Consider the following 20,373-nt stretch of genomic DNA (forward strand, 5'->3'; position numbering starts at 1 on the left):
TGGTCTGATGCTATCAGTCTGGGGCAGCAAAGTCAGTATTAAAACGTAATTAATTATCAGTAAAATCGTTCTATATATGGAATGATGAGTATTATAAAAGCATATTTAAAGAGAATAAGAAACGACCTAATCTAAGCACATCTTTTGAACAGTATTAAAAATAGGTTTCAGTATGTTTAATCCAAATCTTATAGTGAAAAATCTGAGTCAACAGCCTCAAATCAATGCAGTAATCAGTCTCGTTGCACGTATATTAATGGCTTATATTTTTATTGTGGCAGGTTGGGGCAAAATTACCGCTTACACTGCAACCGCAGGTTATATGGAGTCAATGGGTGTACCGGCAGGGCTACTTCCGATCACCATTTTAGTTGAGTTGGGTGGTGGCTTAGCTTTATTGTTTGGTTTTCAAGCACGTTTTGCGGCATTGGGTCTAACCGTATTTAGTTTAATCACTGCATTTTTATTCCATGGTGGTGCTGAAGATGGCATTAACTTTATGAAAAACTTGGCGATGTCTGGCGGCTTATTATTTCTCATGCTGCATGGTGCTGGTAAATTCAGTTTTGATCATTGGATTGAAAAATCAAAATAAAGTTGTCATGAGTCCGAGCATCCATCAAAGCGGCGTTCTGCTGCTTTTTTCATGTCTACCGCTGATTGAAAGCGGATGGGTAAAGTCCTGAAATGTGTTGTAAAAAACACCGTTTGGCTTGGGATTTTTGCCCCTGTCCGAATAGTGTGCGAAAGTCCAAGAAAAATGTTAGAATACGGCGCTTATATTCGTTGCCTGCATAGTTGTTTGCCATGACTACCAATACCCAAATTACTGAAGACCGTATCCTGATTTTGGATTTCGGTTCTCAATATAGTCAGCTTATTGCACGTCGTGTACGTGAAGCTGGTGTTTATTCAGAAATGTACGCATTTGATATGTCTGAAGAAGACATTCGTGCATTTAACCCAAACGGGATCATTCTTTCAGGTGGTCCAGAAAGTGTTCATGAAGAAGGTAGTCCGCGCGCACCACAAGTTGTATTTGAACTTGGTGTACCTGTTTTAGGTATTTGCTATGGTCTACAAACCATGTCAGAACAGCTTGGCGGTAAAGTTGAGCCAGGTACTGTACATGAATTCGGTTATGCAGAAGTTGATATTAAAGTCCGTGATGCTTTAATTGGTGATCTTGAAGATACCAAAGACCAATTAAAAGTATGGATGAGTCATGGCGATAAAGTGACTCAAATTCCTGAAGGTTTCCAAATCACTGCCAGCACACCAAGCTGCCCAGTGGCGATGGTTTCTGATGAAAAACGTCGTTTCTACGGTATCCAATTCCACCCTGAAGTGACACACACTGCGAAAGGTGCTGAGTTATTGTCTAACTTCGTACATGGCGTATGTGGTTGCCGTAACTTGTGGAACTCAGAAAACATCATCGATCTTCGCGTAGAACAACTTCGTGAGCAAATTGGTGATCAAAAAGTTCTATTGGGTCTTTCAGGCGGCGTCGATTCATCTGTTGTAGCTGCACTTTTACACCGTGCGATTGGCGACCAATTGACTTGTGTATTTGTAGATAACGGTTTACTTCGTTTGAACGAAGGCGAACAAGTGATGGACATGTTTGCGAAAAACATGGGTATCCGCGTGATTCGTGCCGACGCTGAAAATCGCTTCTTAACAGCACTTGCTGGTGAAGTTGATCCAGAGAAAAAACGTAAAATCATCGGTCGTGAATTCATTGAAGTGTTTGCTGAAGAAGCACGTAAGCTTGACGGTGTGAACTTCCTTGCTCAAGGTACTATTTACCCAGACGTAATTGAATCTGCGGCAAGCAAACAAGGTAAAGCACATGTGATTAAATCACATCACAACGTGGGTGGTTTACCAGAAGATTTAGCATTCGAATTGGTTGAGCCAATCCGTGATTTGTTCAAAGACGAAGTACGCCGTTTAGGTACAACTCTTGGTCTTCCATTTGAAATGCTTTACCGTCATCCATTCCCAGGCCCAGGTCTAGGTGTACGTATTCTTGGTGAAGTGAAAAAAGAATATGCTGACATCCTTCGTCTAGCAGATGACATCTTCATGCAAGAACTTCGCGCAAGCGGCTGGTATGACAAAACTGCACAAGCATTTGCCGTATTCCAACCTGTGAAATCTGTGGGTGTCGTAGGTGATGGCCGTCGTTATGCATGGGTAATCGCGCTTCGTGCTGTAGAAACTGTGGACTTTATGACTGCACGTTTTGCACACCTTCCTTATGATCTTGTAGACAAGATTTCTACACGTATCATGAACGAAATTGCTGAAGTTTCTCGTGTTGTTTATGACGTATCGTCTAAACCACCTGCTACGATTGAATGGGAGTAATTTAGGGATTTCAAGAAGCGAAGCTTCTTGCCTAAATTACGCCAAGAGCTATGCTCGCGGCAGTTTTGGATTTCAAGAAACAACGTTTCTTGCCTAAATTACACCGAGAGCTATGCTCGCGGCGATCTAGGGAAACCTAGATATTTCTAAGAAAAAAGGACGCCTCGGCGTCCTTTTTTATATCTCAACATTCTATTTATAAACAATTGACCAACTACTATCGCTTTCATTATTCGGTTCAGCTTTAGGCTTCGCTTTATGGGTAAAGCTTTGCCATGACTTTGTCGATTTACGTTCGGGTTTCATGCTTGAATCATAGCGCTCTACACGGTTACGGCCATTTTCTTTTGCCTGATATAGTGCAATATCCGCTTGCTTAATCAGTTCAGTTAAATTTTGTTTATGTGATTTAAGCTGTGAAACACCAATGGAGACGGTAAATTGGATCGGGTGATTTGCGACATTTAGCAATGATTGATTTTGAAGCGTTAAACGAATACGTTCTGCGATTAACATTGCATCCTGTATTTGCGTTTCCGACAGCAGCACAATAAATTCTTCACCACCAAAGCGAGCCAAGACATCTTTTTGGCGCATTTCTTTGCGGGTGGTTTCAGCGATACATTGCAGTACTTGGTCACCAACATCATGCCCGTAATTATCATTAATATGTTTAAAATGATCGACATCAAACATCAATAAGCAAGTACTTGCAGGCGTTGGCCATTCATGGATACGGTGCTCAGCCAACTGAACAAACTGACGACGGTTGTATAACTGGGTGAGCTCATCTGTATGCGCTAAATTTTTCAGTGTATGCATATTCCAGTCGTCAAGTAGGGTACGTAAAAAATGACGACGTGCATTGAGTGTATTGTTCCAACTCATATGCAGGCTGATCATCCAAACAGGAATAGACACCACCACAAAAATCAGTGCTTCTTGCCATGATAAAAGCTGACTCACCGCAAAATACACCAATAGCGAAATGAGGCCCGAACAATACAAGGCTGGCTTAAATTGTGTTTGTACGCAGACATTGGCAATTAAAATAAAGATCGACGCACCATAGATATAGGACGAGACCATTGGGCTATTTGAAGCCAGTAATAAGCCAATCCAAATCGCGGTACTGCAGACTGTCCCAATCGGTAAGATCATGTCGAGCACACGAATATCTTTTTTGTATTTAAACAGATAGAAGCTGACCAATAGGGCAGCAATAATCATGGCCACTCGAGAAAGACCTGACCAAAAGAACATGTCAGGGATAATAAAAATGTCAGCAAAGAAATAAAGAAGAAACGTAATCTGCGCCATGTAATTCACTTGACGTAAATAAGGTAACTGATGGGCATACTGATGTTGTAGAAAATAGTTTCTAAACTGCGTAGGAATACGTGCAAAAGGATCTGCAATGGCTTGTTCAATCTCGGCACGATTGGCAAGATCACACTCAGAAAGTTTCAAAGTATGAGTATGATTTTTACGAACTTCCTGAGCAGACGAATTAGTCCGAGAACTCATTCGTACATCAACAGACATGTCCCTTCTCCATAAATGGCTTAGGAAAATTATGAATAAAAAACATACAAAAATATCTACCTGAAACTTGGGATTTTTCGAATGAATGATAAAAAATCGTCTGTTGAATGTTACAAAATATATTATTAACTTGCTGTTTTATAAGTTGATATTTGATTTCTTCCTGCAGATTTTGCTTGGTAAAGTGCCTGATCGGCCATGCGAATTACACTTTGTAAATCTCGGTTTTTTTGACCAAATTCGGCAACACCAATTGAAACGGTAAATTTAAGTTTTTGTAGTGTATCAAGTTCTAAATAATCATCGGCTATTGCCCGTCGCAGACGTTCGGCAATATCTTGAGCCTGACGCAGGTGTGTCTGCGGTAAAAGGATAATAAATTCTTCACCACCGAAGCGGGCAATGATGTCTTGGCTACGTAAAGTATGTCGGCACGTTTCGGCAATTTGTTGTAAAACATGATCACCAATATAGTGCCCAAACTGATCATTAATATTTTTAAATTTGTCGACATCAAAAATCAGTAATGAAAGTGGCTGTAACGGTTTGGACTGATGCTGAATATGATAATTGGCAAGTTGAATAAATTGACGTCGATTGTTTAAGCCGGTCAGCACGTCGGTATGCGCCATAATATTGAGCGCTTCTCGGTTCAACTGATCGAGTTTACTGTGTAAAAACACAATTCTGGATTTTTGTGTTGAATTCCAACTGATATACAAACTAAATAACAATACGGGCGAATAGATCAAGATAAACAGTTGCAGTTGATGGATATTGCCAGAAATGGCGAAATACACCCCAATCAGTAAAATTAGACTGATACATAGAGAAATGAGCACAGCAGCCTTAAAGCGGATTTGCACACATAAATTGGCTAACACAATAAAAACCAAAGATGCATATAAATAGATCGGCACATCGGGGCTATTGGATAAATTGAGTAGGCTAAACCACAGCGCAGAAGCGCCAACGATCGATAGGGGAAGCATCAAGTCAAAGAGTAAAATGCTCTTGCTATATGTATAAATGACCCATGTGATGCCCATCATCAGTAAGGTATAGGCCGTTTTTAAGCCTATCGCGAGCAAACCCACATCGGGCAACATAAACCAATCCGCTATGGCATAAGAGAGATAGGCCAATTGTGCAACGATGTTGACTTGGAAAAAGAATTTAAAAAGTTGACGACGATGGTAGTGGAAAAATTCTTGACGAAATTGAGCAGGAACGCGAACAACGGTTCCTTTCAAGGCTTTTTGGATCAGTGCACGTGATTCTTTCTTATACTCATTGATCATGCAAGATTACCGACGGGTGAGCATGGTTTGTATGTAATTTTATGTAACTCAAATAATCTATATCATTTTTGTTTAAAATTAAACACGTTATTTCAATGATTTGTGAATTATTTGGTATTGTTTGGTCAAAAGTGAGTGTTAATTTATGTTACTTAAATTTACATTTCACGTGATTTGAACAAGTAATTTCGCATTGGATGTTGTCTAAATAAGCATCGAAAACTGTTATGCTGTATGTCATATTAGGCAACAAAAAAACGATTGTCCTATCTCTGTGATTCAGCGTATTAATGACAGCTGAAGAAGATTGAGTTAATGCAGATATAATGGAAAAAATGCATAGCTCTAGCCGATAGTCCTTGCATCGGCTTAGCCAAATTTAGGGTAAGAATATGACCAATACCAATTACACAGAAATATCTCATTCCGACGATTGTGAAAAATACGTCAATCAGTTCATTCAAGAATTTCCACTGCGCCGTGCTGAAATTGGTCAAGGCACAGTGATTAAACGTGCTTTACCAAGTCGTCATAAACGGATGATTGGTGCATGGTGTTTCCTTGACCATGCCGGTCCAGTGCATTTCCCTCAAGGTGATGGCTTAGATGTTGGGCCGCATCCACATATTGGTTTGCAAACATTTACCTGGATGATTGATGGCACCATGATGCATACCGACAGTTTGGGCACACATCAGTTAATTCAGCCCAAACAAGTCAATCTCATGACAGCGGGTTATGGTATTTCGCATACTGAGGTTGCTCCAGAGTCTGAAACGCAAATGCATGCTGCGCAGCTTTGGATTGCATTGCCAGATGACAAAATCAATATGGCGCCCCAGTTTGACCATTACCCAGAGTTGCCTGTGGTGACACAAGAGGGGATTGAATTGACGGTATTGGTGGGTGAATTTTTACAGACTAAATCGCCGGTAAAAGTACATAGTGAATTATTGGGTGTCGATCTGCGTAGTTCGGAAAGTCAAAGTACCGTCCTGCCGCTCAATCCAAAATTTGAATATGGCTTTATGGCCCTCGAAGGGACTGCCAGTATCAATGGTCACGAGCTAAATGAAGACAATATGGTGGTACTTGAGCCGGGCTTAACCCAAGTCAAAATTGACCTACATGCAGGTGGCCGTGTTTTATTATTAGGAGGCGAACCTTTTGAATCACCGATTCTGCTGTGGTGGAATTTTGTGGGGCGCACACAAGAAGAATTGAATATTGCCCGTGAGCAGTGGATTAATCAGGACGAACGCTTTGGCTCTATTCCAGACTATGATGGTCCACGACTAGAAGCACCGGCTTTCCCTGATAAAATGCGTCCATCACGTTAACTTAAAAATAAAAATGAACAGCCGTACCTGTGGTGAAAATGGTGCGGCATAACCATGAGGGAGTCATTATGGGTATCGTCGCAACGGCAACAGTAAACACCTTACAAGCACCGTGGTCAGGTGAAATTCAGAGTGGAAAACATCAACTTATTACCGATAAGCCCGAATCATTTGGCGGCGGGGACTTAGGTTTAGCACCGTATGATTTACTGTGCGCATCTTTAATCTCATGCACCATGATTACCTTGCGCATGTATGCAGCACATAAACAAATCCAATTGGGTGAGTTTCGTGTCGAGGCAGACTTTTGTGCGAACCGTGAAGGAGCTGAATGGGTTGAGCGACGCCTGCATTTTCAAACGTCCTTGGATGCAGAATTAGAGCAAAAAATCTTGTCCATTTGTGAAAAAACCCCAGTGACAAAAACTTTATTGCGCAGTGTAGACATTAAAACTACTCTAGTTTAATTTAAAAGCAGGTCGCTGCTGTACTGTGCAAAATTTAGTTTTGATATAGCCCTAAGCAGTGATCTGACACTTTTTATGATTTAAGTACTTCAAAATAATAATGGCTTGCCAGAAATAAGAAAATTTTAGACTTCATATAGGAGATGAACCCATGCGGGTGCTACATCATCTAGAAAAATCTCGTTCATTTCGTATTTTATGGGCAATGCAGGAATTAGGACTGGATTATCAGGTTCAGTTTTATCTGCGCCAGCCAAATTTGTCTGCTCCCCCTGAGCTTAAAGCCATCCATCCTTTAGGGAAGTCGCCCATATTGCAGGATGATGGACTGGTCTTGGTAGAATCTGCAGCGATCTTGGAGTATTTACAAGAGAAGTATGATCGGCATGATTTTTTTGCAGCCAAGGCGGAACATTCAAAACAACAATATCGCTTTTGGATGCATTATGCCGAAGGTTCTCTAATGCCGTTGTTGGTGATGCAGTTGGTCATGAGCAATGTGCCACGCCATGTACCTTGGGTCATCAAACCCGTAGCTAATCGCATTTGTGATGGGGTCAAAAAAGGTTTTGTACGACCTCGCTTAAAAGAACATATCGAGTTTTTAGAAAACCATTTAGCGGAAAATGAATATTTTGCGGGACCGTTTAGCTTTGCGGATATTCAGATGACGTTTCCATTAGAAGCCGTCATGACCAGAACTCAAGGGCGATATCCACAAATTCAGGCTTTCTTACAACGGATGCAACAGCGTCCTGCATATCGCCGTGCCAAACAACAAGAACAACAGTTGGAAGCACAGCAAGACCGGCAGGATAATTCCGCTTAGCTCACATGATACAAGCGTTCTTTAGGGAAGACGACTTTAAACAGCGAACCACGGTTTTCTTTGGACTCAATTTCAAGGTGTGCCTGATGTTGCATCAAAACGTGTTTCACGATGGCAAGACCTAAACCTGTTCCTCCCGTTTGGCGACTACGTGCGCTATCCACACGGTAAAACCGTTCCGTTAAACGGGGTAAGTGTTTCGGGTCAATCCCGATACCTGTATCTTCAACGGTAAAATAACCATGCGTACCATCATCATGCCACCCAATGGTCACAGTACCGCCTTTCGGGGTGTATTTAATTGCATTGGTGATGAGGTTACTAAAGGCACTTGCCAATTCCATATCTGATCCGATCAGGTCACAGTGACTATCAATCTCGAGATTCAGTGTATGTCCATAATCCACATTGTAAGCATGTGCATCGTCATATAGTTGGTTCATTAGGCTGGGCATTTCAATGATTTGATTTTTAGCAACTTTTTTATCATTTTCCAGACGAGATAATAATAACAAGTCATTAACCAAAGCATTCATACGGCGGGTTTGAGACTGCATTTGATCGAATGCGCGTTTCCAGCGTGGATTTAAATCTTCCTGATCGGTAAAGGTTTCGATATAACCACTTAAAACCGTGAGCGGTGTGCGTAACTCATGTGAAATATTATCGACAAAGTCTTTACGCATCTGCTCAAGGTTATGCATACGTGTGACGTCATAGGCCACTAGTAAACGACTTTCTCGACCAAAACGGGTCAATTTGACTTGCACATAATGGTCTTCGAGCACTGATGATTTCATTTTCAAACCATCGGGGGCTAAATCGATATTGGTAAAGTATTCGATAAAACTGGGCTGTCTTAAAATGCTTAAAATATTGCGGCCTTGATCAAGCTGTTGAATCCCTAAAAGCTTTTCTGCGGCAGGGTTCCACCATTCGATTTGGTGTAATTCATCAATCAATACCACAGCTTCAGCAAGCGCCACCAAGGAAGATTGAGCGCGGTCAATTAGGCCGACCATTTCAGCTTGTACGATGCGTTCTTGACGCTGCGCACGGTATACATTAAAGAGTAAAGCCCCCCAAATACCGTCTAAATTTGGCGGGACATCATAGGGACGATTTGAAATCCATTCGTTAACCAAGTACAGCGAACGCATTTGCAATGCAAAGAACACTGCAAAGGCGATTAAGATGCAGATCCATAAGTACCCGATACCAAAGCCGATGAGTGCAGCAATGAGTAGGAAAAAAGCCAGAAGTCTCAAATCCTGCTTGGCAAAAGTCCATAAACTGCTGTAACGGAATTTTTTATGTTCACTGGCAAGTTCAGGGACGGGATACGGTTCGTACATAGAAAATTAAAGACCTAAAATGACTAACCCATCACAGCGTCTGCACGGGTAGAGAAACGGTAACCTGTACCACGAACAGTTTGCACATAACGATCGGCTTGGAAAGGTTCAAGAACTTTACGCAAACGACGAATATGCACGTCAATGGTACGGTCCTCAATATACACGTTTCCACCCCAAACCTGATCTAATAATTGAGCACGGGTATAGGCACGTTCAGGATGAGTCATGAAGAAGGCCAGTAGACGATATTCAGTCGGTCCCATATCTAAAATGGTGTTACCAAAGCTGACACGTTGGCTGACTGGATCGAGGATTAAACCATTGGCATCAATGGTTTTTTCACCACCCAATGCATTTGAGCGACGCAGCACAGCTTTAATGCGTGACACCAACTCACGGGTGGAAAAGGGTTTGGTCATGTAGTCATCTGCACCCGCGTCCAGACCTTGGACTTTATGGTCTTCTTCGCCGCGCGCAGTGAGCATGATGACTGGAATTTCTGACAAATTTTCATCGCGTTTTAAACGACGACATAGGTCTACACCACTCACGCCACCAGGCATCATCCAATCTAATAAAATCAGTGCAGGGCGCTGATCTACAATCATTTGGTGCGCTTGTTTGGCATCTTCAGCTTGCTGACATTGAAAACCAGCCATATCCAGTGAAGTATGGATCATTTCCCGAATCGGGAGTTCGTCGTCGACGATTAAAATATAGTCATCTTTCACAGCGCAATACCCTATTTTATGTAAACGGTAGACCGTTTTATATTTATGACAGGCTTATTACAAAGATTAATTATGACAGTATCATTGCAAAAATGATCTTTCATTGGGGTTTAGAAAGAAATTGTGACAATTTAAATCCTGAAATATTCAACAACATGGGCTTTGCATCATGTTGTTGTCACAAAAAAATCATTCAAAAAATTGTAAAGATCAGTGTTGAGCTCAGAATTTATTTCCTGGGTTTTTCAGAAAAAGCATCCAACAAGGCCAAAAAGACCACGCTACATGACGATAAAACTTCGTCAATCGGTTGTTTATAACCACTCATGACCCAGCGAATCGCGATTTGGGTGACATAACCATTGAGACCTGTTGCGACCATTGAAATTTCGCGTTCTGAACGATCAATATTCGGCATCATGAGCATGACAAAGGCATGAATCATACGGTCAAAGCGCATCATGGTTTCATGAATTGTGGCTTGGTTATGTAGCTCTTGTACCAACATGGCATCGATGTAAATGATGCGCGCCATACGGGGATTATTTTTTAAAGTTAACAATAGGGCGGTTAAACCCGCTTCAATCATTTTTTTAGAATCGGTAGATGCTTGCATGATGGCTTGCATCACGTTTTGTTGCAGTTCATCGATTAATTTTAAAAAGATGGTCTGGAACAGTTGCTCACTTTTCTTAAATGATTCATAAAAATAGCGTTCGGTCAGCTTGGCTTCCAAACAAATATCTTTCACAGTCACTGAAAAAAAGCCATGTGTTCCATAGGCTTCTATACCGGCTTCAATCAGTTTTTCACGTCGTGCTTGCTTACGTTCACTGAGAGAAAGCCCTTTAAATTGACGTTCCTTCACATTTTTTGCCTGTTGTTGTTCTGTGTGATTTGTTGCATCTGTCATGAAAATATACGCTGAACTAAAGCAGAATTTTGTCTTATTTTAGCAATAATTTCAGTTTAAACCTATGTTTAAGCATTGGCGATTTCAACAGCTTAGCACGTCCTAAGATGACATTGACAATATGTATTGTCAAAACTATATTAAGTTGACGAACTGCACACATTGGCAAATGAGATCACGCTGTGATAAAGCCAAGCGGCAGCATAAAGGAATAAGGAATCACAATGAAAAACTTCAAAAATAAAGTGGCTGCCATTACAGGTGCAGGTTCAGGTATTGGTCAGCAATTGGCAGTGCTTTTGGCGAAACAAGGCTGTCATCTGTCTTTAAGCGATGTGAATGAACAGGGTCTAGCGGCAACCGTTGAATTGGTGAAAGCCAGCAATGTACGTGTAACCACGCAAAAACTTGATGTTTCAGACCTTGCAGCAATGAAAGCATGGGCAGCACAGACGGTTAAAGATCATGGTTCGGTGAATATGATTTTTAACAATGCGGGTGTGGCATTGGGCACGACCGTTGAAGGGGCAAGCTATGAAGAACTGGAGTGGATTGTCAATATTAACTTCTGGGGTGTGGTTTATGGCACCAAAGAATTTTTACCGTATATCAAGCAAAGTGGTGAAGGTCATATCATCAATATTTCCAGCTTGTTTGGCTTAACTGCACAGCCAACACAGTCGGCATATAATGCCACTAAATTTGCAGTACGTGGTTTTACCGAATCTTTACGCCAAGAATTGGATATTGAAAATTGTGGCGTGAGTGCGCTATGTGTACATCCGGGCGGTATTCGTACCAATATTGCCAATGCCGCAAAAATGAATGACAGCTTGAAAAGTTTAGGCATGAACCCACAAAAATCGGCACAGTCGTTTAATAAATTCTTGCGTTGTCCACCTGAAGAAGCGGCTCGTCAAATCATTGAAGCAGTACAAAAAGATAAGCGCCGTTTATTGATTGGTAATGATGCAAAAGCGATTGATTTAATTCAACGTTTGCTACCGACGGGTTATCAAAAATTAACTGCCATGGCGACTAAATTTGGTCAATAAGCGGTAATTAAAATCAATTGAAAAGAGCCCACGTCAGTGGGTTTTTTTATGCTCTAAAGCAGCGAAAATTTTTTATAAATCGGAAATGGTGCATAAGAGTGTCAATTATTTGACAGATTTAGATAAGTCGAATCGGCATGATGATTTCACAGACATATGGTCTAACAAATAATTATAGATTGAGGAATACATCATGACATTCGAATACAAACACATCCAAGTCAACCCAATTGGTGGTCGTATTGGTGCAGAGATTCAAGGCGTTAAACTTTCAGCTGATTTAAGCGATGAAGTGGTACATGATATTAACCAAGCATTATTGCAACATAAAGCTATTTTCTTTAAAAATCAGCAACACTTAGATGACGCAGCTCAAGAAGGATTTGCAGCACGTTTAGGTACGCCATTGAATCACCCAACAGTGCCAGTTAAAGACGGTTCAGCACATATTTTAGAAATCGATTCACGCGGAGCACGTGCTGACAGTTGGCATACAGATATCAGCTTTATTGACGCGTATCCAAAAGCGTCTGTACTGCGTAGTGTGGTGGCCCCTAAAGTCGGTGGAAACACTGTATGGGCAAATACCACAACTGCATATAATGACTTACCAGACGAACTTAAAACGCTTGCAGACAGCCTACGTGCTATTCATAGCAACAATTTTGATTACGCAGCAAAAGCAAGTGTACCGAAAGAGGTTTTGGAGAAATATAAAAACCTTTTTAACTCAACTGAATATGAAACAGAGCACCCATTGGTCCGTGTACACCCTGAAACAGGTGAAAAAACATTGCTCTTGGGGCACTTCTTTAAAAACTTTGTCGGTTATAGCACAACTGAATCTCGTCGTTTATTTGACTTGTTCCAAAGCTATGTTGAAAAACTTGAAAACATTGTGAGCTGGCGCTGGAGTGAGGGGGATATCGCGATTTGGGACAACCGTGCAACCCAGCACCGTGCAATTAACGACTATGGTGATCAACACCGTGTGGTACGTCGTGTGACTTTAGAAGGTGATGTGCCAGTTGGTGTTGATGGTCGTCCAAGCCAACAGGTTCGTAAAGAGTTAAAGCAAGATATTAGCAATTTGCGCTATAGCGAAGGCCAGGTTTATGAAAAAGTTTCATAAGGTTTTTAATTTAGATTAAAAACTATACATATAAAGTGCTAATGAATTAAGAATAAATGATTCGTCAGTAAAACATGATCCATCTAATATACATTTTTAAATATTTAGGTGGATCAGTTTATGAAATTTCAGGATTTTAATAATGTGAATTATCACATATTAAAAAATATATTTAAAAATGTCTCTGATGAGAAAGTTCAATATATTTTAAAACATGCAATTGTTCGAAAATATCAAAAAGGCGATTTAATTTTAAATAAAGAAAATTGTCGATCGGCATTATATATTCTGCTTGATGGAATTATCCAAATTGGATATTTAAGTCCATCGGGGCGTTTTCACGCCTTTAATTATTATTCAGAAAAGCATCTGATTAATTTATTGCCTTGTCTCAATGCACAAGTGGTCGACTATGATTATTATGCATTTAACCAAGTTAAAGTTTTACAAATCCCACAGCATATTTTTGCCGAAGAAATACAGCATAACAATGACTTAAAGCAAGATGCATTACAGATTTTAAGTCTGAGAATGCAGTACCTCATCCAGCAGGTTAAGTTTTTACAAGTCGCGAACTTACATCAAAAAGTCTGTAAAGTCTTGCATGATTTATCGTTGCAATACGGTGTTCAGCATCCTCTTGGCACTGAAATTAGCTTAAAAATTTCCCAGCATGACTTAGCAGATTTATTGTCAGCATCACGCCAAACCATCAATAAAGAAATAAAGCAATTGGTCGCGAATAATGTCCTTATTTGGCAATATGAAAATATTTTTATTAAAAACAAAGAGTACTTAAATTATCAGATTAAGTGGATTTAAAATAATATTTTTAGATTTGATAAAATAAGATATTAAAATCTATTTATATTATTTTTGCGTATATTAAAAATCGGTCATATTTAATCCAAGCAAAACAAGAGGAATTAAAAATGACGATTCAATCTATTAATGTACGTAATCAATTAAAAGGCACAATTCAAGAAATTGTAAAGGGAGATGTTGTTTCAGAAGTAGATGTGGTGACCGCATCTGGAGTGTTTACTTCAGTCATTACCACACGTTCTGTAGAAGAGCTGGATTTGCAAATTGGTAGTCAAGTCATCGTATTAATCAAATCGACCGATGTGTCACTTGCGAAACTGTAGGTGTGTACATTCCATGAAGCGATATTTTAAACAGGGAACTGCTGTACTTAGCCTACTCACTGCAAGCATTGCACTGACGCATGCCAATACAGATGTCACACAATTACAGCAGCAAGTCAGCCAATTAGAACAATCATTAAAACAACTGAAAACACAGTTAAGTCAACTTCAACAACAAGACACGGCTGCTGTGACAGATGAACAAAACCTAGATGAAAGTGAAAATGCAGATGATCAAAGCTTTGTAACCCGTACCGAGTTACAAGGTCTGCAAAGCGATTTAGAAAACTATAAATATCAAGTACAACGTGATCGTGAAACCAAAACTGCGTTATCTACCCGTCAGTTGCTGATCAATGGTGTAGTGCAAGCCAAAGCGTCTTATATAGATGAAGCACAGCGCAGTGCGCCAGTCGGCAATAATATCGGTGCAGCAGTCAATGATCGTCATTCATCCTTTGACTTAGGGGCGGTGCAAATTGGTTTCATTGGTAATTTGTATAAAGATTATGAGCAAGGCAAAAACCTCGACTTTAACTTACGTTTTGGTACTTCACCACAAACAGGAACCAATAACAGTTATCTAAACTTGCTTGATGCACAATTGACTTATCAAGTGTTACCAACCTTAAGTGCGGATAAAGGACGCTTAAGCGTGACCTTAGGTCAGCAATTATTGCCATTTGGTCAGGAAGTCCAAGCCACAGAAGACTTGAAGCCAACAATTAACAATGCACTCTTTAGCTTACCAGGCTATGGCTATGGTTTGGCACTGCGTGAAGTCGGTCTGATTGTGCGTGGTGATGCCTTCCCAACCGTGGATTATGGCTATAACTACCGTTCGCCAATGATTAGTTATGCCTTTGGTCTAGTTAATGGCAATGGCGCAAACAAATCTGATGATAACGATGACAAAAACTTCATCGGCCGTCTGCGCTATACCTTACCTGCGGAATATAACTCTTGGTTACGTGAGCTGAGTTTTGGCGTGTCTTGGTATCAAGGTAAGAGCAACCTATTTGACTTAAGCGGTGCCAATGCAGCCTTTGCCGGTAAGGGCGATATCCTACGTAAAGGTTTCGATATCTACTATAACCACCATCCTTTTGGTGTCACCTATGAATATGTCCAAGGCGAAGATGAGACTTATGTCAGTGCAGCTGCTCCGACCTATAAGCGTGAGAGTGAGTCACATACAGGCACCTTATTCTGGAACTTTGGTGAGCAGTTTGTCAAAGGCTTCCGTAATCAAGGACGTTATGACGATTGGTGGCCGAAGTCTTATCAAACCTTTTATCGCTATGACTCGATTGACCGCGATACAAGTCGTGCCAATCAAACCATTGATATCCATACCTTGGGTTTAAACGCCTTTTTTGCTGAAACCACGAAGTTTCAGATCAACCTAAACCACGTCAATAACGACATTACTAACAAGAGCTACAACGAATTGGTCGCACAGTTTCAGTACGGCTTCTAATGTTTACAAGATTTTTGAGGATTCTTCCCATGTTTAAATGGTCAAAAGTGGTATTTGCTGGCCTTCTCTCTACAGCAACTCTTTTACCCGCAGTACAGGTATATGCTGAAGCAAAACCGACAGTGATTCGTTTGGCTTCTCCCTTGGTTGGAAGTGGAAATCGTCCAGTAGGCTATGGTAGTTATTATGCAACGACTCAAACTTTAGGTTTGCTCGAAAAAGAATTCCAAAAAGATGGTATTAAAATTCAGTGGAATAACTTTAAAGGAGCAGGTCCTGCCATTAATGAGTCCTATGCCAATGGTTTGGTCGATATTACATGGTTGGGTGATTTGCCTGCATTGATTGGCAAAGCCAGCCGTTTAGATACCAAACTGATTTTGGTCGGGGGGACACATGACAATACTTATTTGGTCGTGCCACCCGGTTCATCTGCAAAAAGCTGGGCAGATTTAAAAGGCAAGCGCATTGGTTTCTTCCGTGGTACCAGTGTGCATTTAGCACTCAACCAAATTATTAAAAAATATGGTTTTACCGAAAAAGATTTCCGCTTTGTCAATGTCGATGGTCCAGTGGGCTATTCAGCATTGGCAAGTGGTGACTTAGATGCGCTGTTTACTAACCAGTCGATTTTCCCTGTGATTGATCGTGGTATTGCGAAACTGATCTACAGTTCGAAGAAAGAACCTGCTCAATATCAAAGCTCAGGTTATATTTTAGTTAATTCAAAATTTGAGCAAAAATATCCAGAAACTGTACAGCGTGTTGTCAATGTCTTAGTCAAACAAGCTGCTTGGGAAGCAAATTCAGCCAATCGTGAAGCCTTATTTAAACAATGGTCGAAATCGGGATTGTCTTATAACGTTTTTGTTCGTGCCAATGAAGGTGTTGATCTAAAACGTCATAGTGCACCAATTTTTGATGCGTATAACGTCAATTTAATCAAACAAAAACTGAAAGCAGGCCAAGAGCTAAAATTAATTCGTGGCAATATCGATGTTGATCAATGGATTGAACCGAAGTACCTCAACAATGCATTAAAGAGCCAAAACTTACAAAACTTCTGGAAACCGCTGAATGCGAACGGTCAGTAATTTTGACCGTTAAAAGGAGGTATTGTGATGTTACATGAAATCGAACTTGATGCCCCCAACGCAGTTGAACACCCTAAGACCATTTCAAAGCGACAAGTTTTGCTCCAATGGCTAAAACAGCAAAAAATATTGATCTGGGGGATCGGTCTGATCTTCCCAACCTTTTTGCTGTATGTCTGGCATATGGCTGTCGAAAAAAGTTGGGTCAATCCATTATTGCTCCCTGCACCCGAGTTGGTCGGAGTTGCCTTAAAAGATCTGTATCAATCGGGTGAGCTTTGGAGCAATCTGAGCGTCAGCTTAAGCCGTATTGGATATGGCTTTAGTGCTGGGATTTTGATTGCGTTGGCATTGGGATTGACCATGGGCTTGTCGCGTACTGCAGAGGCTTATATTTGGCCAACCTTTAAAGTGATTAACCTGGTGCCCGTAGTGGGCTGGATTCCACTCTTGGTGCTGTTGGTGGGTATTGATGAAGCTTTAAAAATTATTCTGATTGCCAAAGCGGCTTTGGTTCCAATGACCATTAATGTCTTTAAAGGTGTGCGTAATATCCCTCAGCAATTGACCGAAGTGGCTGAGGTCTATCAATTGGGGACTTGGTCGAAGTTTAAAAACGTGGTGTTACCGGGCGCATTTATGAGCTTTATTGGTGGCTTACGTTTGTCACTGGCCAGTTCATGGGGAGCATTGGTTGCTGTAGAACTGTTGGCTTCGAGTGAAGGGATTGGTTATGTGATGGTCTATGGGCGTCAAATCTTCCAACTCGATGTGGTCATGGCAACAGTCGTGGTGATTGGTCTTGTGGGATTTGCATTTGACTTTGCCATTCGCATTTTACAAAGACAATTTTCCGGTTGGGATCAGGCAAGGTAGGGCAGATCATATGAAAAAATTCGATTATCGTGGCTGGGTCATTCCTTTGGTGCTGTTGGCAGTTTGGACATTAGTGACCGCCAAACAATGGGTCGATCCTGCGTTATTGGCTGCACCACAAGCGGTATGGCAAGCATTTTTAGAGAGTTGGCAGGCGGGTGAAGTCACTGAAAATATCATCGCCAGTCTGCTTCGTAATACTGCAGGTTTTATTGCAGGTGGTCTGATTGGTGCAGCATTCGGGTTGTTGCTGGGGCTTAATATTTGGCTTGATCGCGTGTTCTCACCGACTTTAAATGCCATCAAGCATGTCGCTGTTTTTGCTTGGATTCCGCTCATGATCATGTGGTTTGGACATGGTGGAGTATCTAAAGTGATTTTTATTGGTTTGGTGGTGTTCTATCCCGTGTTCTTTAACACCTATGATGGTGTGAAAAATGTCCCTGTAAAAATTAAAGAAGTCGCACAAATTTTTCAGCTGAGTCCAATACGCACCTTTTTTAAAGTGATCCTACCAGCGGCAGCACCGAGCATTTTTGCAGGACTCAATATCGCTTTAGTATTTTCATGGGTAGCAACAGTCGGTGCGGAATATTTCTTTGTATCTGCCGTGGGTGTGGTCAATCCAATTATGGATGGTCAGAACCTGTTCCAGATGGAAGTGGTGCTGTACGGTATGGCGATTATTGCGATTGTTGGATTGTTATTTTCCAAAGCCGCACAATTTTTTGAGAACTATAACCTACGCTGGCGTCAGTCCGTGCAGAAATAACAAGATGTGAGAAAAGAAAATGAATCAACAGGTAAATGTTAAGGGACATGTCGAAATTCAGCAACTCGACAAATTCTTCCCGAAAGATGGCGCAGAGCTGCAAGTTTTAGATCAGATTAATCTGAATATTCAGCCGGGCGAATTCATTAGTATTGTGGGCAACAGTGGTTGTGGTAAATCGACACTGCTTCGCTTACTGGTAGGTTTAGATGCAGCTTTTCAAGGCAAAATTTTAATTGATGGTCAACCGATTCAAGGCACCAGTTTAGACCGTGGGATTGTGTTCCAAGATCACCGCTTATTTCCATGGTTGAATGTGGAACAAAATGTAGCATTGGCACTGGAAAAATCAGGCTTAAGCAAAGCCGAAAAGCAAGAACTGATTGATTATCACCTTGAATTGGTACAACTCAGCCAGTTTAAACATGCTTATCCAAGTCAACTTTCGGGTGGTATGAGTCAACGTGTAGCGATTGCACGAAGCTTAGTCAACCGACCACAAATCTTATTGCTTGATGAGCCGTTTGGTGCTTTGGATGCTTTAACGCGTGCGAACTTGCAACAAGAGTTACAGCGTATCTGGCAGTCTGAAAAAATCACTTCTATTTTAGTCACACATGATGTGGAAGAAGCGGTGCTTTTAGGTGATCGTGTGGTGGTGATGCAACCGCATCCGGGACGGATTAAACGCATTGTTGATGTGGATTTGGCACGACCACGTAAACGCGAAGATTATCGTTTGGCAGCCATTAAAAATGATATTTTGCGTGATTTCCAAGAGCATGTAGAGACGGTACCGCATGAGCTAGAACAATACAAATTGGCTTGGTAATGCCCACGCCCACAATGCCCGCGAAAGCGGGTTTTTTTATATATGGAGCTTTGTTGTGATTTGGTGAAGGAAGTACAGTCTATTGATTGTATTTCTTTTGGAATTATTTGAAAAATAAAGACTTATTAAACATAGATAAATCATCAAATTCAATCGAATAACCTAATGAAAAATCAAGATAAATCCGTGCATAAAAGTCCTTTATAGTCTAAAGACTCACTTCTTCATAAGTGACGATGAAGATGGAATTGAAAGGCTTCTGCTTCAATCTTCCATAAGACCCATTTAAGCTTCAACAAGAGGACTTTTAAAATGACGGAGCAACCTGAATGTAGAATCTCCATTCAACAATTACATAAAAGTTACCGCACTGAACAGAATCAACATGTACTGGTACTCGAAGATATTAACCTTGATATCCATAGCGGTGACTTTGTCAGTGTCATTGGCAATCCAGGCTGTGGCAAATCCACTTTACTACGCTTACTGATGGGCTTAGAAAAACACCACAAAGGACAGATTTTGATTGGTGGACAACAGCATCTCGAAAATGCACAAGGTCTCAGTATTGTGTACCAAGATCATCGCTTGTTTTCATGGCTGAGTGTCACAGAAAATATCCGTATGGCATTACATCAGACGTTTTTAAGCAAAGAAGAAGAAAATCAGCGTATTCAAGATCAGCTTGAACTGCTTGATTTGACCGCATTTAAAGATGCTTATCCATCGCAGCTTTCCGCAGGGATGAACCTCAAAGTCGCGATTGCCAAAAGTTTGGTCAATCAACCTGAAATTTTACTTTTAGATGAACCATTTGCCTGTCTTGATGCCTTAATGCGTCAACATTTACAAGACGAACTGCAGCGAATTTGGCAAAGCCGAAAAATGACGGTGATTTTGGTGACCCATGATGTGGCAGAAGCCTTACTGCTGAGTACCTCTGTGGTGGTCATGCAAGAAAATCCGGGACGGGTAAAACGTATATTGAGCTTACCATTTCATGCACCCCGTAAACGAAGCGACTCTCGCTTACAGCAGTTAAAGAAACAGATCTTAACTGAACTGAATGCCCTTCATCCCAAGCAGTTGCTTCATGCGACAGGGCAGTTTAGTTGGTAAGGACA

At 41.0% G+C, this 20,373-nt stretch carries 20 protein-coding genes; 15 read left to right on the forward strand and 5 right to left on the reverse strand.

Translation table 11 applies throughout. The features are described 5' to 3' along the window. Positions 1–172 precede the first annotated feature (172 nt). Positions 173–595, forward strand: coding sequence for a DoxX family protein (locus AC25JC_RS11555; protein ID WP_180022191.1), 423 nt, complete (start codon positions 173–175; stop codon positions 593–595). Between the two features lie 212 nt (positions 596–807). Next, on the forward strand, positions 808–2,376 hold the full coding sequence (gene guaA, locus AC25JC_RS11560) for a glutamine-hydrolyzing GMP synthase (protein ID WP_078194056.1): 1,569 nt from the start codon (positions 808–810) through the stop codon (positions 2,374–2,376). A gap of 192 nt (positions 2,377–2,568) precedes the next feature. On the opposite strand, the gene AC25JC_RS11565 is transcribed toward guaA, so the two are convergent. Both AC25JC_RS11565 and AC25JC_RS11570 read right to left on the reverse strand, forming a co-directional pair. Continuing rightward, positions 2,569–3,903 carry a GGDEF domain-containing protein gene (locus AC25JC_RS11565; RefSeq protein WP_180130849.1) on the reverse strand — a complete coding sequence of 445 codons (1,335 nt, stop codon included), beginning with the start codon at positions 3,901–3,903 and terminating at the stop codon, positions 2,569–2,571. 143 nt (positions 3,904–4,046) lie between these two features. Next, the gene (locus AC25JC_RS11570; protein ID WP_180010806.1) at positions 4,047–5,222 is read right to left on the reverse strand and encodes a GGDEF domain-containing protein; all 1,176 of its coding nucleotides are present in this window, start codon (positions 5,220–5,222) and stop codon (positions 4,047–4,049) included. 392 nt (positions 5,223–5,614) lie between these two features. Between AC25JC_RS11570 and AC25JC_RS11575 the strand changes: the two genes are divergently transcribed. The 3 genes from AC25JC_RS11575 (at position 5,615) to AC25JC_RS11585 (ending at position 7,858) form a co-directional block, all read left to right on the forward strand. Continuing rightward, a complete protein-coding gene (locus AC25JC_RS11575) occupies positions 5,615–6,562 on the forward strand; it encodes a pirin family protein (RefSeq protein WP_249733261.1) in 948 nt (315 codons plus the stop codon). 68 nt (positions 6,563–6,630) lie between these two features. Then, positions 6,631–7,029: an OsmC family protein gene (locus AC25JC_RS11580; RefSeq protein WP_180133304.1), complete on the forward strand. Its 399-nt coding sequence runs from the start codon at positions 6,631–6,633 to the stop codon at positions 7,027–7,029. A 151-nt stretch (positions 7,030–7,180) separates the two neighbouring features. Further along, the gene (locus AC25JC_RS11585) at positions 7,181–7,858 is read left to right on the forward strand and encodes a glutathione S-transferase family protein (protein ID WP_249733262.1); all 678 of its coding nucleotides are present in this window, start codon (positions 7,181–7,183) and stop codon (positions 7,856–7,858) included. Here AC25JC_RS11585 and phoR read toward each other — a convergent pair. The 3 genes from phoR to AC25JC_RS11600 all read right to left on the reverse strand — a co-directional run bounded on the left by phoR (position 7,855) and on the right by AC25JC_RS11600 (position 10,860). Continuing rightward, positions 7,855–9,213 (reverse strand): phosphate regulon sensor histidine kinase PhoR, encoded by a 1,359-nt coding sequence (gene phoR, locus AC25JC_RS11590; protein ID WP_078191505.1) that lies wholly within the window; start codon positions 9,211–9,213, stop codon positions 7,855–7,857. The genes AC25JC_RS11585 and phoR overlap by 4 nt on opposite strands. A gap of 23 nt (positions 9,214–9,236) precedes the next feature. Next, positions 9,237–9,947: a phosphate regulon transcriptional regulator PhoB gene (phoB, locus tag AC25JC_RS11595; RefSeq protein WP_078194048.1), complete on the reverse strand. Its 711-nt coding sequence runs from the start codon at positions 9,945–9,947 to the stop codon at positions 9,237–9,239. A 229-nt stretch (positions 9,948–10,176) separates the two neighbouring features. After that, on the reverse strand, positions 10,177–10,860 hold the full coding sequence (locus tag AC25JC_RS11600) for a TetR/AcrR family transcriptional regulator (RefSeq protein WP_111885789.1): 684 nt from the start codon (positions 10,858–10,860) through the stop codon (positions 10,177–10,179). A gap of 224 nt (positions 10,861–11,084) precedes the next feature. Between AC25JC_RS11600 and AC25JC_RS11605 the strand changes: the two genes are divergently transcribed. From AC25JC_RS11605 to AC25JC_RS11650, 10 genes are all read left to right on the forward strand, one after another. Next, the gene (locus tag AC25JC_RS11605; protein ID WP_078194047.1) at positions 11,085–11,915 is read left to right on the forward strand and encodes an SDR family NAD(P)-dependent oxidoreductase; all 831 of its coding nucleotides are present in this window, start codon (positions 11,085–11,087) and stop codon (positions 11,913–11,915) included. 193 nt (positions 11,916–12,108) lie between these two features. Next, positions 12,109–13,047 (forward strand): TauD/TfdA dioxygenase family protein, encoded by a 939-nt coding sequence (locus tag AC25JC_RS11610; protein ID WP_486924079.1) that lies wholly within the window; start codon positions 12,109–12,111, stop codon positions 13,045–13,047. A gap of 120 nt (positions 13,048–13,167) precedes the next feature. Continuing rightward, positions 13,168–13,869: a Crp/Fnr family transcriptional regulator gene (locus AC25JC_RS11615; RefSeq protein WP_180116335.1), complete on the forward strand. Its 702-nt coding sequence runs from the start codon at positions 13,168–13,170 to the stop codon at positions 13,867–13,869. Between the two features lie 110 nt (positions 13,870–13,979). After that, entirely contained in the window at positions 13,980–14,195 is a 216-nt protein-coding gene (locus AC25JC_RS11620) for a TOBE domain-containing protein (RefSeq protein ID WP_180116336.1), read from the forward strand. A 13-nt stretch (positions 14,196–14,208) separates the two neighbouring features. Next, complete coding sequence (locus AC25JC_RS11625; protein ID WP_180116337.1) at positions 14,209–15,675, forward strand: hypothetical protein; 1,467 nt, start codon at positions 14,209–14,211, stop codon at positions 15,673–15,675. A gap of 29 nt (positions 15,676–15,704) precedes the next feature. After that, positions 15,705–16,769, forward strand: coding sequence for an ABC transporter substrate-binding protein (locus AC25JC_RS11630; protein ID WP_180116338.1), 1,065 nt, complete (start codon positions 15,705–15,707; stop codon positions 16,767–16,769). A gap of 27 nt (positions 16,770–16,796) precedes the next feature. Beyond that, positions 16,797–17,645 (forward strand): ABC transporter permease, encoded by an 849-nt coding sequence (locus AC25JC_RS11635; protein ID WP_180116339.1) that lies wholly within the window; start codon positions 16,797–16,799, stop codon positions 17,643–17,645. A gap of 10 nt (positions 17,646–17,655) precedes the next feature. Then, positions 17,656–18,417 carry an ABC transporter permease gene (locus AC25JC_RS11640; RefSeq protein WP_486924080.1) on the forward strand — a complete coding sequence of 254 codons (762 nt, stop codon included), beginning with the start codon at positions 17,656–17,658 and terminating at the stop codon, positions 18,415–18,417. 19 nt (positions 18,418–18,436) lie between these two features. Beyond that, the gene (locus AC25JC_RS11645) at positions 18,437–19,249 is read left to right on the forward strand and encodes an ABC transporter ATP-binding protein (RefSeq protein WP_180116341.1); all 813 of its coding nucleotides are present in this window, start codon (positions 18,437–18,439) and stop codon (positions 19,247–19,249) included. A 312-nt stretch (positions 19,250–19,561) separates the two neighbouring features. Beyond that, entirely contained in the window at positions 19,562–20,368 is an 807-nt protein-coding gene (locus AC25JC_RS11650; protein WP_180116342.1) for an ABC transporter ATP-binding protein, read from the forward strand. The last annotated feature ends 5 nt before the right edge of the window (positions 20,369–20,373 follow it).

The sequence above is a fragment of the Acinetobacter sp. P37 genome (assembly GCF_057480965.1).

Bases quoted from the DNA above. Each gene is read 5' to 3' on its own strand.
- AC25JC_RS11565 (WP_180130849.1), bottom strand. From the start codon at position 3,903: ATGAGTTCTCGGACTAATTCGTCTGCTCAGGAAGTTCGTAAAAATCAT.
- AC25JC_RS11600 (WP_111885789.1), bottom strand. From the start codon at position 10,860: ATGACAGATGCAACAAATCACACAGAACAACAACAGGCAAAAAATGTG.
- AC25JC_RS11645 (WP_180116341.1), top strand. From the start codon at position 18,437: ATGAATCAACAGGTAAATGTTAAGGGACATGTCGAAATTCAGCAACTC.
- guaA (WP_078194056.1), top strand. From the start codon at position 808: ATGACTACCAATACCCAAATTACTGAAGACCGTATCCTGATTTTGGAT.
- phoR (WP_078191505.1), bottom strand. From the start codon at position 9,213: ATGTACGAACCGTATCCCGTCCCTGAACTTGCCAGTGAACATAAAAAA.
- AC25JC_RS11585 (WP_249733262.1), top strand. From the start codon at position 7,181: ATGCGGGTGCTACATCATCTAGAAAAATCTCGTTCATTTCGTATTTTA.
- AC25JC_RS11555 (WP_180022191.1), top strand. From the start codon at position 173: ATGTTTAATCCAAATCTTATAGTGAAAAATCTGAGTCAACAGCCTCAA.
- AC25JC_RS11635 (WP_180116339.1), top strand. From the start codon at position 16,797: ATGTTACATGAAATCGAACTTGATGCCCCCAACGCAGTTGAACACCCT.
- AC25JC_RS11620 (WP_180116336.1), top strand. From the start codon at position 13,980: ATGACGATTCAATCTATTAATGTACGTAATCAATTAAAAGGCACAATT.
- AC25JC_RS11640 (WP_486924080.1), top strand. From the start codon at position 17,656: ATGAAAAAATTCGATTATCGTGGCTGGGTCATTCCTTTGGTGCTGTTG.
- AC25JC_RS11630 (WP_180116338.1), top strand. From the start codon at position 15,705: ATGTTTAAATGGTCAAAAGTGGTATTTGCTGGCCTTCTCTCTACAGCA.
- AC25JC_RS11610 (WP_486924079.1), top strand. From the start codon at position 12,109: ATGACATTCGAATACAAACACATCCAAGTCAACCCAATTGGTGGTCGT.
- AC25JC_RS11605 (WP_078194047.1), top strand. From the start codon at position 11,085: ATGAAAAACTTCAAAAATAAAGTGGCTGCCATTACAGGTGCAGGTTCA.
- AC25JC_RS11625 (WP_180116337.1), top strand. From the start codon at position 14,209: ATGAAGCGATATTTTAAACAGGGAACTGCTGTACTTAGCCTACTCACT.
- AC25JC_RS11575 (WP_249733261.1), top strand. From the start codon at position 5,615: ATGACCAATACCAATTACACAGAAATATCTCATTCCGACGATTGTGAA.
- AC25JC_RS11650 (WP_180116342.1), top strand. From the start codon at position 19,562: ATGACGGAGCAACCTGAATGTAGAATCTCCATTCAACAATTACATAAA.
- AC25JC_RS11580 (WP_180133304.1), top strand. From the start codon at position 6,631: ATGGGTATCGTCGCAACGGCAACAGTAAACACCTTACAAGCACCGTGG.
- AC25JC_RS11615 (WP_180116335.1), top strand. From the start codon at position 13,168: ATGAAATTTCAGGATTTTAATAATGTGAATTATCACATATTAAAAAAT.
- AC25JC_RS11570 (WP_180010806.1), bottom strand. From the start codon at position 5,222: ATGATCAATGAGTATAAGAAAGAATCACGTGCACTGATCCAAAAAGCC.